The 14,194-nt window shown below is 63.4% G+C and carries 11 protein-coding genes; 6 read left to right on the forward strand and 5 right to left on the reverse strand.

What is annotated here, in order from left to right:
• Positions 1–43: 43 nt before the first annotated feature.
• On the reverse strand, positions 44–1,021 hold the full coding sequence (locus tag ACQZ2L_RS15135; protein ID WP_086976918.1) for a dipeptidase: 978 nt from the start codon (positions 1,019–1,021) through the stop codon (positions 44–46).
• Between the two features lie 233 nt (positions 1,022–1,254).
• Between ACQZ2L_RS15135 and ACQZ2L_RS15140 the strand changes: the two genes are divergently transcribed.
• A complete protein-coding gene (locus ACQZ2L_RS15140) occupies positions 1,255–1,656 on the forward strand; it encodes a lysozyme inhibitor LprI family protein (protein WP_371411593.1) in 402 nt (133 codons plus the stop codon).
• Between the two features lie 10 nt (positions 1,657–1,666).
• Here the strand turns inward: ACQZ2L_RS15140 and ACQZ2L_RS15145 are convergent, their stop codons facing one another.
• Positions 1,667–2,614 (reverse strand): GlxA family transcriptional regulator, encoded by a 948-nt coding sequence (locus tag ACQZ2L_RS15145; RefSeq protein ID WP_430326798.1) that lies wholly within the window; start codon positions 2,612–2,614, stop codon positions 1,667–1,669.
• A gap of 145 nt (positions 2,615–2,759) precedes the next feature.
• Between ACQZ2L_RS15145 and choX the strand changes: the two genes are divergently transcribed.
• From choX to ACQZ2L_RS15170, 5 genes are all read left to right on the forward strand, one after another.
• Positions 2,760–3,704, forward strand: coding sequence for a choline ABC transporter substrate-binding protein (gene choX, locus ACQZ2L_RS15150; protein WP_430326799.1), 945 nt, complete (start codon positions 2,760–2,762; stop codon positions 3,702–3,704).
• A 196-nt stretch (positions 3,705–3,900) separates the two neighbouring features.
• A complete protein-coding gene (locus ACQZ2L_RS15155) occupies positions 3,901–4,785 on the forward strand; it encodes a 3-keto-5-aminohexanoate cleavage protein (protein ID WP_314874618.1) in 885 nt (294 codons plus the stop codon).
• An 18-nt stretch (positions 4,786–4,803) separates the two neighbouring features.
• Positions 4,804–5,769: an L-carnitine dehydrogenase gene (locus ACQZ2L_RS15160; RefSeq protein ID WP_430326800.1), complete on the forward strand. Its 966-nt coding sequence runs from the start codon at positions 4,804–4,806 to the stop codon at positions 5,767–5,769.
• A gap of 10 nt (positions 5,770–5,779) precedes the next feature.
• Positions 5,780–6,271 carry a thioesterase family protein gene (locus tag ACQZ2L_RS15165; protein ID WP_430326801.1) on the forward strand — a complete coding sequence of 164 codons (492 nt, stop codon included), beginning with the start codon at positions 5,780–5,782 and terminating at the stop codon, positions 6,269–6,271.
• A gap of 239 nt (positions 6,272–6,510) precedes the next feature.
• Positions 6,511–6,768, forward strand: coding sequence for a hypothetical protein (locus ACQZ2L_RS15170; protein ID WP_430326802.1), 258 nt, complete (start codon positions 6,511–6,513; stop codon positions 6,766–6,768).
• 6 nt (positions 6,769–6,774) lie between these two features.
• On the opposite strand, the gene ACQZ2L_RS15175 is transcribed toward ACQZ2L_RS15170, so the two are convergent.
• Genes ACQZ2L_RS15175 through ACQZ2L_RS15185 form a run of 3 tightly spaced genes read right to left on the reverse strand, consistent with a single transcriptional unit; the run spans position 6,775 to position 14,092 of the window.
• Entirely contained in the window at positions 6,775–8,442 is a 1,668-nt protein-coding gene (locus ACQZ2L_RS15175) for an ABC transporter ATP-binding protein/permease (protein ID WP_430326803.1), read from the reverse strand.
• Positions 8,439–11,222, reverse strand: coding sequence for an insulinase family protein (locus ACQZ2L_RS15180; protein WP_430326804.1), 2,784 nt, complete (start codon positions 11,220–11,222; stop codon positions 8,439–8,441). Before ACQZ2L_RS15180 ends, ACQZ2L_RS15175 begins: the two co-directional genes overlap by 4 nt.
• Positions 11,223–11,251: 29 nt before the next feature.
• A complete protein-coding gene (locus tag ACQZ2L_RS15185; protein WP_430326805.1) occupies positions 11,252–14,092 on the reverse strand; it encodes a TonB-dependent receptor plug domain-containing protein in 2,841 nt (946 codons plus the stop codon).
• Positions 14,093–14,194: the final 102 nt, after the last annotated feature.

Below are 14,194 nucleotides of genomic sequence, written 5' to 3' on the forward strand. Positions count from 1 at the left end.
CCCAGGCAGGTTCTGGCCTGGGCAGAACGGTTTGGAGTGCGGCTTACTCGCCCCACACATCCTTGAGCACGTTGACCCAGTTCTCGCCCATGATCTTGCGCACCACGCGTTCGCTGTGGCCGCGCTTGAGCAGGGTTTCGGTGAGGTTGGGGAACTCGCCCACAGTGCGGATGCCAAGTGGGTTGATGATCTTGCCGAAGTTGGTCAGACGGCGGGCGTAGCCCTTGTCGTGGGTCAGGTATTCGAAGAACTCCTGGCCGTGACCCTGGGTAAAGTCGGTGCCGATGCCGATGGAATCTTCACCGACGATGTTCATGGTGTATTCGATCGCCTCGGCGTAATCGTCGATGGTCGAATCGATGCCCTTGGCCAGGAACGGCGCAAACATGGTCACGCCAACGAAGCCGCCGTGATCGGCGATGAACTTCAGTTCAGCATCGGACTTGTTGCGCGGGTGCTCTTTAAGCCCGGACGGCAGGCAGTGCGAGTAGCACACCGGCTTTTTCGATTCGAGGATGACTTCTTCGGAGGTTTTCGAGCCGACGTGGGACAGGTCGCACATGATCCCGACGCGGTTCATCTCGGCGACGATTTCGCGACCGAAGCCGGACAGGCCGCCATCACGTTCATAGCAACCGGTGCCAACCAGGTTCTGGGTGTTGTAGCACATCTGCACGATGCCGACGCCGAGCTGCTTGAACACATCGACGTAGGCGATCTGATCTTCGAAGGCGTGGGCGTTCTGGAAGCCGAAAAGGATACCGGTCTTGCCCAGCTCCTTGGCTTTGCGGATGTCGGCGGTGGTGCGTACCGGCATCACCAAATCGCTGTTGTCGCGGATCAGCTTCTGGCTGGCGGCGATCTGGTCGACGGTGGCCTTGAACCCTTCCCACACCGACACTGTGCAGTTGGCTGCGGTCAGGCCGCCTTTGCGCATGTCCTCGAACAGCTCGCGGTTCCACTTGGCGATGATCAGGCCATCGATGACGATGCTGTCGGCGTGTAATTCGGCTGGGCTCATCAGGCTGTCCCCTTTTTGATATGGGTTGCGCCGAATCAGGTGTCGGCGTTTAGGGCCAGCATATGCCTGCGCGAACGACGAGCCGGATGCAAAAACGACAAGGGCCATACCGAAAGCGTCAAAGCCCTCATCGCGACAGTTGGCTTCATGACAAATGTCGCTCAAGCCTGTTCAAGGGGGCAGCGCTGAGCGAGAATTGCCCGACTTTTTCATGGGAAGTGAACATGCTGCGGATCAATTCATTGATAGGCCTGACTTTATTGTTGAGCGCGCCGTTCGCGTTCGCCGCAGACGATGAGTCCACCCCATGCGACAACGTCGACAGCGATGCCCAGGGTTACGCCTGCGCCGCCTACAACAAGCAAACCGCTGAGCGCGAGCTACAGGCGGCCTTCGATGACCTGATCCAGCGAATCCGCGACCAGTACCCGGATGAGGGCGACAAGGTGCAGAGCCTGTCCGAGCGCTTCCGCGCGGCGCAAACCCTGTGGACGCAACTGCGCGATGCCGACTGCAAGGTCGAGACCGCTGCCGAGAAGCCCGGCAGCAAGGCCTTCGAAGCGGCATGGAACACCTGCGTGGCGCAACGCAGCGATGATCGCTCCGAATACCTGCAGTCGATCGGTCAACAATAACCCGCCGCCGTCATGACGCCGCACTGGTGTGGCGGTCGGCCCGCGGGCAGCGCTCGAAGCGCGCCCGGTAGCAGCGGGTAAAGTACGACGCCGAGTCAAAGCCGCAGGCGATGCTGACCTGCAGCACGCTCATGTCGGTCTGGCGCAGCAACTGGCGCGCCTTGTCCAGCCGCAGACGCAGATAGAAGCCGCTCGGCGTGTCGTTCAGGTGCAGGCGGAACAACCGCTCCAACTGGCGCCGGGTGACCTGGATCAGGTCGGCCAGCACCTGAGTGTTCAACGGCTCCTCGGTATTGCGTTCCATCTCGCCGATCACCTTGACCAGCTTCTTGTTGCTCAGCCCGTAACGCGCGGCAATCTGCATGCGCTGATGATCCTGGCGTGGGCGGATGCGGCCGAGCACGAACTGCTCGGAAACCTGCACCGCCAGCTCGCTGCCATGGGCCTGGGCGATCAGATCGAGCATCAGGTCGATCGATGCCGTACCGCCGGCACAGGTGATCCGTCGCCGGTCGATCTCGAACAACTCCTGGGTGGCCTGCAAGCGTGGGTAGCGTTCCTTGAACGCCTCCAGCGCTTCCCAGTGCAAGGTCGCCCGATAGCCTTCGAGCAGGCCGGCTTCAGCCAGCAGCATCGCGCCGGTATCGATCCCGCCGAGAATCACCCCCTCGTGCTCCAGCCGACGCAGCGCCTGCTGCAACGCCAGGCTGTAGTGCGCCAGCGGGTCAAAGCCAGCCACCACCAACAGCATCTGCGGCGCCGCCTCACCCGCCAATGCAGCATCGGCATTGACCGACATGCCATTGCTCGCCTGCACCGCGCCGCCGTCCAGGCTGAGCACGCGCCAGCGATACAACGCCCCGCGAAAGCGGTTGGCCACCCGCAACGGCTCGAGGGCACTGATAAAGCCCATCGCGGAAAAACCCGGCAACAGCAGAAAGTGAATGGTAACGGCCATCGAGGGCTCCCGCACAAGGTAGTCGCCAGGGTGCAAATGTTGGTCGCCAGCGTGCGACTTTTGCCTAGGCTTGCCGGGTAGCTTAGTCACACGGCCCGCAGAGGTCGCCCACCATAACAACATGCACTGCCGATGGAGAGCCACCATGCACAGCTTGATCCGCCGCAGCCTGTTACCCCTTGTGTTGAGTACCAGCTTTGCCCTGCCAGCATTTGCTGGCGAACCTGCGGTGTGCCAGAAGGTCCGCCTCGGCGTGGTCAACTGGACCGACGTCATCGCCACCAGCGCCATGGCTCAGGTATTGCTCGATGGCCTGGGTTACCAGACCAAACAGACCAGTGCCTCGCAACAGATCATTTTTGCCGGCATCCGCGACAAGCGCCTGGACATGTTCCTCGGGTACTGGAACCCGATCATGAACCAGACCATCACCCCGTTCGTCGAGGCCAAGCAGGTCAAGGTGCTCGCTGAGCCCAGCCTGAACGATGCCCGCGCCACCCTGGCGGTGCCCAAATACCTGGCCGATCAGGGCCTGCAAAGCTTTGCCGACATCCACAAGTTCGAGAAGCAGCTGGGCGGCAAGATCTACGGCATCGAACCCGGTTCAGGCGCCAATACCCAGATCAAGGCAATGATCGCCAAGAACCAGTTCGGCCTGGGCAAGTTCCAGCTGGTCGAGTCCAGCGAGGCCGGCATGTTGGCTGCGGTTGACCGCGCAGTGCGGCGCAAGGAAGCGGTGCTGTTCTTCGGTTGGACCCCGCACCCGATGAACGTCAACATCGACATGGTCTACCTGGGCGCCAGTGAAGACGCCCTCGGCCCGGACGAAGGCCGCGCCACAGTGTGGACGGTGACCGCGCCTGACTATGCCGAGCGCTGCCCCAACGCCAGCCGGCTGCTGGCCAACCTGACCTTCAGCGCCGAGACCGAGAGCCGCATGATGCAGCCGCTGCTCGATCACAAGGACGCGCTGGAATCAGCCCGCAAATGGCTGCAGGACCACCCCGAAGACAAAGCCCGCTGGCTTGAAGGGGTGACCACCTTCGACGGCAAGCCGGCTGCCGACAACCTCAAGCTCAGCGCCAACTAAGCGACCTACGCGGTCCTTGTAGGAGCGGCCTTGTGTCGCGAAAGGGTCGCGTAGCGGCCCCGGCAATCTGTGGCGCGGCATAAATCGTGGGGCCGCTACGCAGCCCTTTCCGACCGGTCCGGCGCCCCGGCAAGGCCGCTCCTACACGGACCGCGTACAGCCCACGCCATCCAGACTTCTAGCCAGGAACCCCAGCATGAACCACGACGTCATCATTACCTGCGCCCTCACCGGCGCTGGCGACACGGTCGCCAAGAGCCACCTGGTGCCGATCACCCCGGCGCAGATCGCCGCCGCCGCGGTCGAGGCCGCCAAGGCCGGCGCCACCGTCGTCCACTGCCATGTCCGCGACCCGCAGACCGGCCGTTTCAGCCGCGATGTCGAGCTGTACCGCGAAGTCATGCAGCGCATCCGCGAGGCCGACGTCGACATCATCGTCAACCTCACCGCCGGCATGGGCGGCGATCTGGAGATCGGCCCGGGCGAGTCGCCGATGGAGTTTGGCCCCGGCACCGACCTGATCGGCCCGCTGGAGCGGCTGGCGCACATCGAGGCGCTGCTGCCGGAAATCTGCACGCTGGACTGCGGCACGCTCAACTTCGGCGATGGCAACGCCATCTATGTGTCGACCCCGGCGCAACTGCGCGCGGGCGCCAAACGGATCACCGAGCTGGGGGTCAAGGCCGAGCTGGAAATCTTCGACACCGGTCACCTGTGGTTCGCCAAGCAGATGATCAAGGAAGGCCTGCTCGACGACCCGCTGTTCCAGCTATGCCTGGGCATCCCCTGGGGGGCGCCAGCCGACACTGGGACCATGAAGGCGATGGTCGACAACCTGCCGCAAGGCGCGACCTGGGCTGGCTTCGGCATTGGCCGCATGCAGATGCCGATGGCCGCGCAAGCCGTGCTGCTCGGCGGCAACGTGCGGGTCGGCCTGGAAGACAACCTGTACCTGGACAAAGGCGTGCTGGCCAGCAACGGCCAGTTGGTCGAGCGTGCGGTGGAGATCCTCAGCCGGCTCGGCGCCCGCGTGCTCACACCGGCTGAAGGCCGGGCAAAAATGAATCTCAAGCGCCGGTAATTCCCTCAGGAGTCGAACATGCCTTTCATCACCGATATCAAGATTTTTGCCGCGCTTGGCAGTGGCGTCATCGGCAGCGGCTGGGTCGCCCGCGCCCTTGCCCACGGCCTCGATGTAATCGCCTGGGACCCAGCCCCCGGCGCCGAACAAGCCCTGCGCCAACGTGTCGCCAATGCCTGGCCAGCGCTGGAGAAACAAGGCCTGGCAGCAGGTGCAGCACAACAGCGGCTGCGCTTTGTCGACAGCATCGAAGACTGCGTGCGCGACGCCGACTTCATCCAGGAAAGCGCACCCGAGCGACTGGAGCTCAAGCTCGATTTGCATGCGCGCATCAGCGCTGCCGCCAAGCCCGCTGCAATCATCGCCTCGAGCACCTCAGGGCTATTGCCGAGTGAATTCTACGAGTCGGCCAGCCTCCCCGAACGCTGCGTGGTCGGCCACCCGTTCAACCCGGTCTATCTGTTGCCGCTGGTCGAAATCGTTGGTGGCCGCAATACCGCTGCCGATGCCATCGAAGCCGCCAAGATCATCTACACCGCGCTCGGCATGCGCCCACTGCACGTACGCAAGGAAGTCCCCGGCTTTATCGCCGACCGCCTGCTCGAAGCGCTCTGGCGCGAAGCCTTGCACCTGGTCAACGACGGCGTCGCTACCACCGGCGAGATCGACGATGCAGTCCGTTTTGGCGCCGGCCTGCGCTGGTCGTTCATGGGCACCTTCCTCACCTACACCCTGGCGGGTGGTGATGCCGGTATGCGTCACTTCATGGCTCAGTTCGGCCCGGCGCTGAAGCTGCCCTGGACCTACCTGCCAGCGCCGGAGCTCAGCGAACAGTTGATCGAAGACGTGGTTGCCGGCACCTCGGAGCAACTCGGCGAGCGCAGTATCGCGGCCCTTGAACGCTACCGCGACGACACCCTGCTGGCCGTGCTGGAAGCGGTGAAAACCAGCAAAGCCGAGCACGGCATGAGCTTTGCGGACTGAGGAGCAGACGATGCCTGCATTGATTACCTACCGCACCCCAGTCCAGGCGGACTGGGTCGACTACAACGGCCACCTGCGCGATGCCTATTACCTGCTGATCTTCAGCTACGCCACCGACGCGCTGATGGAGCAGATCGGCCTGGACGCCGACGCGCGTGGGCACAGCGGCCATTCGCTGTTTACCCTCGAGGCGCATATTAACTACCTGCACGAGGTCAAACTGGGCAGCGAGGTATGGGTGCAAACCCATATCCTCGGCTTTGACAGCAAACGCCTGCACCTCTACCACAGCCTGCACCGGGCAGACCTCGAACAGGCACTGGCGGCCAGCGAGCAGATGCTCTTGCACGTGGACCTGGCCGGGCCGAGTTCGGCGCCGTTCAGCGACTACAGCCGGTCGCAACTGCAGGCCATGGTTGCGGCTCAAGCGCCATTGCCGGCAGACACATGGATAGGTCGGACCTTGCAGCTACCGGGCAAAAAAAACCCCGACAAGCCGTGAGCTGTCGGGGCGGGAGAGTGAGCGATATTCACTGTGACGAGTCAGGGTGACCAAACCCCACGTTGCGGTGAATGACCCCAGTGTGCGGGCCCATTGGTTGATCGAGTTAGCCATGAGCGACCTGTTCATAGCCAAAGCAGCCATGTCGGCATTCTGTTGTTGCGGGCATGTCGCGGTCGTCACAGAATCGGTCGTAAATCACAGCAGCACTCTCTTGGCGATAAGAAGGGACAACAACCATGATGCATGCGGATTTGATTGATCAGGACGACCTGCTGGGGCAAATGCGCGCTCGCGGCTTTGACATTCCCGCCGGCGCCAGCGCCGAGCAGGCCTGCGAAGTGGTGGTGCGCGGGCTGACCGAACCCAACGCACGTGCACTCAAGGGCATGGTCGAGCAGATGTACACCGGCAGCGCGACGATCCTCCCGGCAGTGCGCCAGGCCATCGAGAAACAGCTGCTGCCGGCATTGGCGCAGTTCAGCAAGCGCGCCTGATTTGGCTCATGCGGGCTGGAGCTGAGGCTCCAGCTCCAGCGTGCGCTCGAACAATTCGCCGAGGCCGACCTGGTGGGTCACGCCCACCACGGTACACTGCGGCAACTCGCGACGAAGCATACGCAACAGGCCATAGGCGGCGTTGAAATCGAGCTGGCTGGTGGCTTCGTCCAGGTACAGCGTGTCGGGTTGGTACAGCAACGCCCGCGCCAGGCTCAGGCGCTGTTGTTCACCGCCACTGAGCACCCGCTCCCACTCTGCTTCGTCACCCAGGCGGCTGACCAGTTCGCTCAAACCGACCTTGACCAGGGCGTCGATCAACAGCACATCGTCGAAGCGCTGCAACTGCGGATACGCCAGCAGTTCATGCAGGCGCATCTGTGGCAGGTACGGCTTCTGCGGCAACAGCAGGCTGCGCCCGGGCGGCAACTGCCAGTTACCCCGGCAATACGGCCACAAGCCTTGCAGGGTGCGCAGCAGGGTCGACTTGCCCAAACCACTGCGGCCGGCCAGGCGCAGCCATTGGCCCTGGCCCACCCGCAGATCGAGATTGCTCAGCAGTGCGCTGCCATCTGGCCGGCACAGGGTCAGCCCTTGCGTACACAGGCAACTGCCCTGCGGCGCGCTGACCAGCTGCTGCCGGCTGGCTTCGATGGCCCGCTCGAACTGATCCAGCCGTTCCAGTGCCGCGCTCCAGCGCACCAGCTTGTTGTACAGCTTGATGAACCAGCTCAACGAATCGTGCACGGCGCTGAACGCGCTGCGGATCTGCATCAAGCCACCCAGGGTGATGGCTTTGCTCATGAACGCCGGCATGGCCGCAAACACCGGAATGATCAGGCTCAACCGCTGGTAGGCAACGGTAAACAGGCTCAGGTCACGCTCGCGGCCGATCAACTGCCGCCAGTTGCTCGCAATCGCCTGAAAACGCCGGGCCAGTTGCTCGCGCTCGACACCTTCGCCGCGGTACAGGGCAATCTGCTCGGCATGGTCGCGCTTGCGCAGCAGGCTCGCGCGAAAGTCCGCTTCACGGTGCTCGCGTTCGTAGTTCAGCGCGTGCAGCGGCTTGCCGATCAGGTGCGTAAGGACACTCCCGGTCAGGGTGTAGATGACCACGATCCACAGCAGATAGCCGTGCACGGTAAAGGTCGCGCCAAACAGGCTGAAGCTCTGCACGCCGGACAGGTTCCACAGGATCAGCGCAAAGGCGCCAACCTGGGCCAGGTTGATCACCAATGACGCCACCAGTTCGATGCTCAACCCCACCATCAGGTCGACATCCTGGGCGATGCGCTGGTCAGGGTTGTCCGGCTCGCCGCTCAGGCCCAGCCGATAGAAAGCGTGATCGGCCAGCCAGGCATCGGTCAGGCGTGCGGTCATTGCCTGGCGCCAGCGCAGTTCGAGGCGTTTGCGGATGTAATCGAGGCCGACGATGATCAGCACGTAGGCGCCCAGATACAGCGCATATTGGCCCACCAGCCCATACAGGGCAGCAGTATCGAACGCCGCCAGGGTGTCATAGAAGGCCTTGCTCCAGCTGTTGATCAGCACATTGATCTGCACCACCAGCAAGCCCAGGCCGATCACGGCCGCCAGCATCAGCCAGCCCTGCCACTGGCCGCGATCATGCCAAAAGGGCCGGCTCAGACGGACGAATCTGCGCAGCGTATTCACAGCGCCTGCTCCAGTGCGGTCACCGAAGGCAGCAAGCGCAACTGCACCTGATTGGCCAGCGGGAACAACTGCCGCGCCTGCTGCTGCAGGGCTGGCAAGCTCAGCGCTGCCGGCAACTGCGCCTGGGTGCGCAGGTAGCGTGGGTCTTGCCAGTGACGCTCGCTGAGGATCAAACGCTTGAACTGGGTTTGCGGGTCGTCACGGCGCTTGGCTTCCTGGCGAGACAGTTCGCTTCGTTGCACGGCAACCCACTGTGCATCCACGTCCAGTTCGGCCAGGGTCTGCTGCGCCAGCGCCCACAACTCATCGACCCGGGCCGGGTCGCAAGTGAAGTTCAAGCGGCTCTCGATGCGCTGGGTCTGTGGGTTCAGTTCGCTGTCGAACTGCAAGCGGTAGATCCCCGAGGCTTCACCGCGCAGGCGCTGCTTGAGGCGCTGGTTGGCCAGGTCGCGCAGGGCGGCCACACGCATGGCCGCTTCAGGGCTCCAGGCCTGCGGCTGATAACTGCTGGCCTCAAGCACGGCCCTGGGCTCCAGCGCGATAGCCAGGTCATGCCGACGCTGGCCGGGTTGCTGCATAACCGGCTTGCTCGGCAAGGCGGACGTGCGCGGCACGCTGGCGAGCTGCTCGCGCACCAGCGGCTCCAGTTGGGCAGGGTCAATGTCGGCCATCAGGTAGTAGGTGACAGGCGCACCCGAGAGGCGCTGCCAGTCAGCGCGCAGTTGCTCGCTGGTCAGCGCTTGCAGCGTGACAGGCGTTGGCGCCTGCCAGGCATCGGCGCCGAATTTGAGCCGGCGCTGCTGGCTGTCCTGCTGGCTGCGCACATCATCCGGGCGGCTGTCGCTGCGTGCCAGCAGGTCCGCGCGCGCTTCGCTGAACAGCGCCGGGTCGATGTTCGCCTGCTGGCTCAGGCGATAGCTCTGGAACACGCTTGGCAGCTGCTCGGGCGCTGCGCTGAGGTTAATCTGCAGGCGCTGCGGTGAGTGCTCCAGGCTGATGGTGGCGCGCTGCTGTTTGCGCCACTCGATCAACGCCTCGCTTGCGCCTGCCTGGGGGGCACTGGCCAGCGCCAGTTGCGCCGCCATCTGCAAACGCCAAGCCGGCGCCCCGTCGATGTTGTAGCCCGCCGATGACTCCGCTTGCAGCAACCACTTGCCATCCGGGCCGTTGCGGCGCAGCCAGACCAGCCGATCACCGTTGCTCAACTGCCAGTGCTCGACCTGCTCTTGAGCAAAAGCCTGGCGCGCAACGATGGTCCCGGCCGGGCCAGGTGCAGGCAGTTCGAAACGAGGCGTTGCAGCGACCTTGGGCGCTTCGCTGACAGGTGCCGACGGGCGTGTCTGGGCAATGCTTGCCTGCAGCGCTTCGACCTCCGCGACCGTCGGCAGGCGCGCCAGGCTGGCCTCTGGCGCGCTGATCTGCAGCACCCGGTCAGGGCTGGCAAGCCAGCGCTGCAGGCGCTGCTCAAGGTCGCGGCGATCGATCTGCTCAAGCACTTCAAGATAGCGCCCGGCGGTGGCCTGACGATCAGTCACCCGCCCTTCAGGGACAGTAGCGTTGCTCAATTGCTCGACCCACTGCTCGAAGCTGCGTGGTTTGGTATTGGCCACCGTCTTCTCACCGAGGCTGCGAATATGCGCCTGCTCGCGTTGGAAATCGGCCTCGCTGAAACCATGCTGGCGCAGCCGCTCGATCTCGCTGAGCAACTGGCGCAGCGCCTGATCGTGGGCCTGGCCCTCGACCCCGGCGGCGATACCCAGCACGGTCGACTGGCTGCCGATCAGGGTCTTCTGCGCAATCAAGCTACGCACGCCCGGTTGCAGCGGCTGGCGGCGCAGGCTGTCGAGCAGGATGGCCAGGGTCATGCGGTCGATCAGCCGCTCACGCAAGGCATTGCGGCTGCTGCCGCGGCTGTCCGGCTCATGTAGGCGCAGCAGCAGCGAGACTTGATTGCTGCCCGACTGCGGGTCGTGCAGGTGGAAGACCTTGAGGCTGTTGTCCAGCGGCAGGTCGCGATAGGCCCGTGCCGGGCTGCCGCTGCCAGCGACCGTGCCGAAGGCCTGCTCGATCTGCGCCAGCATCGCCGCCGGCTCAAAGTCACCGACCGCCGAGATGACCATGTTGCCAGGCTGGTACCACTTCGCCTGGTACGCCTGCAGGCTGCCCAGGCTGGCACTGCGGATCGCCGCTTCATTGCCGATGGTGCGGTGTTCGGGGTAGCGCGAACCGACCCGCTGCGACGCCGTACGTTGCTGGTTCATGCGCTGGGCCACGCCAAGGCCGCCGCGCCATTCTTCGATGACGATCGGCCGCTCGCGCTCAAGGTCCGCCGCCGTGTAGTCGGCCGCAAAAACCATGTCTGCAAGTACCTGCAAGGCCTGCGGCGTCTGCTTGACGCCAGCCGGCGGGCTGAGCATGTACTGGGTGCGTTCATAGTTGGTCATGGCATTGAAATGCCGGCCCTGCACCCAACCCAGCTCGGTCATGCGCTCGCGCACGTTGCTGTTGTGCCCGGCGCGGCTGTGGAACAGCAAGTGCTCGACCATGTGCGCGACGCCAACCTGGTCTTCAGTTTCGTCAATGGAGCCGGCGTTGACCGCCAGGCGCAGGTCGAGCCTGCCGGGCTGGCTGGTCTCGCGCACCAGCCGGTATTGCAGCCCGTTGGCCAGGGTGCCCTGGCTGACGGCGGCGTCCCACGGCAGCGGTGTATCGGCGTCAGGCAGCGCTGCGCAGGCGCAGAGCAGCAGCGGGCCAAGCAGGCCGGCAATGAGCTTTTTCATCAGGGTGTCCACGGTTTTTTATAGGAGGATCAGAAGCGGTAGCCGACTTCCAGCCAGTACTGGCGGCCGACTTCGTAGCTGACCAGGCTGACCGACTCGCGGCTGGCGATCTTGTTGACCTGGTCGGTGACATTGGTCACGTCGACATTGACGAACATCGCCTGGTCATTGCCGGTCGGGATTTCCCAGGCCACACGCATGTCCCAGGTCGGCGCACCGGGGGTAGCCACGGTTTCGTAACGCTTCAGTACTTCACCGTCGATCTCGACATCGGGGTCGACCCCGACCACTTGATCGTAGGGGCCGCGGTAGCGGAAGAAGTTGCTCACCGACAGGTTCCACTGAGGGATGTCGGTGATGGTGGTCAGGCGCCCGGTCCATGGCCGGTTGAAGTCGCTGGCCGGCAGTTCGTGATAGGCGATGCGCTTGCCGTCGAGAACGACGTCTTCATTGTCCAGCTGGTCGCCGTCCAGGCCTGCTTCATAGGTCGCGCCATAAGCGTTTTTCGAGCGCGACCAGTCCAGTGCCAATTGCACACTGGTGCTGGTGCCATGGAAGCGCAGTGGCTGCATCGGCGTGACCGTCAGGCTGAGGTTCTCACTTTTGCTGGTACCCGCATTGAGGTAGCTGTAGTAGTCCTTGCTGTAGCCTTCAGGAATGTCCTTGGCGTCGAGGTAGTAATACGGACGAGTCCGGTAGATCTGCCCCTTGCCGGTACGGTTGACGTACTTGAGCTGGAACTCGGTGTTGAACCAGCGTTGGTTGAGCCCCAGCATCCACTCGTCGTCGTAGGGGATGTCCATCGTCGAGAACTTGCTCAGGTTCGGGTTGCGGCTGGCATTGGTCCAGTCGCCTTCCTGGGTCGTGCGGGTATAGCGTGTGGTGTAACCCTGACGCCCATCGGCCAGGCGGTATTTGAACAGATTGCGACCGTAGTAGCGGTTGGCGCCGAACACCAGCACGGTGCTGCGATCACCGAAGAAGTCGTAGTCGCCGGCAAAGCGCGGCGCCAGGCTTTTCTTCTCCATGTAGTCGTCACCCTCATAGCGCAGGCCCGGACGCAGGGTGAGGTTGCCGTAGCCGATTTCATCCTGAATGAACAAGGCGTACTTCTTCTGCGCCATGTCGATTTTGCCGGCACCGTAGCTCATCTTCGCCGTGGCCCATTGACGACTCTGGCCATTGAGCAATGTGCCGGTGGAGCAGAACGGGTCATTGCCGCTGCACACTCCGCCATCACGTTTGGACGTGGCGACCGACAACGCAGGGTCTTCACGTTCCCAGGTTGCCTGCTGACAACCCAGCTCCAGGCCAGTGGTCAGGCTGTGGGTAGTGCTGCCCAGATTGAAGGTCTGCCAGTCGGCCTTGAGCTTGTAGTCGAGGCTGCGCTGGGTCTGGTAGATATCGCCAAAGCCACCTTGCGAGCTACGCGCATTGGTCAGGCCTGGATTGCCCCAGTTCTTGGTATCGGACCAATACCATTTGATCTCTTCATCGCTGTCCGACTCACGCGACGCATACAGATCGCTCATGGCCAGCTGCTGGGTCCAACGCGCGCTGTCGCCCTCGTAGATGGCCTTGAACGAGCCCTGCCAGCCGCCGTTGATATTGGTGTAGCCCGAGTCCCGGTAGTCTTCCCGGTAGTAGGTGTTTTCCTGCGGGGCGTAGACGATCGAGGTGTCCAGGGTCAGGCGGTCGTTGACCGTCCAGTAGGTCTTGAGCAGGAAGTTGTCGAGCTGGCGGGTCTGCTCCTGGTCGTTGTCGCTGGTGGGGCTGCTGTAGCCGTTGGCGTAGCCGCGCAGGGGCAGATACGAGCGCTTCTGGGAGAAGTTCAGCAACGCGCCGAAGTTGTCGGTGAGGTGGCCCTCGAGGGTGCCGCGCAATGTCGTCTTGGTGAACTCAGGCTGGTTTTTCTCGTTTGACGACGTGTCGAAGGTCTCTTTGTTTTCCCGGGTGATGTGGTAGCTGGTCCACTCCGAACGGGTCATGGCGTAGGAGATCTTGCCGTGCAGGTCCTGGCTCGGGCGGCGAGTGATGGCATCGACCACACCGCCATTGAAGCCGCCAAACTCGACCGGCACGTTGCTGTCGTAGACCTTCACTTCTTCCAGCAGGTCAGCGTCCAGCGCTATGCCGTGGGAGCGGCTCGGCGCCGAGTCGAACTGGCGGGTTTCGTTGTAGCCGTGGGCACCGGGGTCGAGGTCGTTGTTGATCGAGATGCCATCGATCATGAAGTTGTTCTGATAGAACTTCGCGCCGTTGATGCTGATGTCGGCCGGGTCGATTTCGCCGGGCGTGTTCGAGCTTTTCTGGTCGGTGCTGAACTGCACGTTGGGGTGCATCTGCAGCAGCGTGGTGATGTCGCCGTTAGCGCCGGGGAAGGCTTTGATTGCCTTGCGGTCGATGACCGTGGCGCCCATGTAGCTGTTCTCTTCGGTATCGCCCAAAACCACCGTGTTGTGCAGTTCCAGCGCGCCGTCGGCGGCGCTTTGCAGGCGACGGAAGACCAGCGCGCCGTACTCGTAGTCCCAGGCCAGGCCGCTGCCCTGGAGCAAGCGCGACAGGGCGATTTCGCTGCTGAACTGGCCGCTGATGGCGCTCGATTGCAGGCCGTCGAGCAGGTCCGGGTCGACCGTCACCTGCAGATTGCTCTGCTGGCCGAAGTTGATCAGCGCGATGGCGAGGTTCTGCGCGGGGATGTCGAACATGTGCACCTGGCTCAACAGCGTGCGCTCGGCGGCCTCTTCGGCATGCGCTGGCAGCGCGCCAAACAAGCAGCACAACCCAAGCATGCCGCTGCCTGCGGCGTTCTTCAGGCGCAACGACCAACCCCGCGCTGGGCGCGACCTACGGCTTGCTTCTACAGTCATCCCACGTCCCCGCCCCGGACACAGTCCGGGTAGCAAATAGAATACGAATCGATCTCAGTTATTGCGCGCGGGGTAGAAGACGGGGTGGTTCGCGGATTTTTC

The sequence above is a fragment of the Pseudomonas shirazensis genome (assembly GCF_050496565.1).
GTDB lineage: Bacteria > Pseudomonadota > Gammaproteobacteria > Pseudomonadales > Pseudomonadaceae > Aquipseudomonas > Aquipseudomonas shirazensis_A.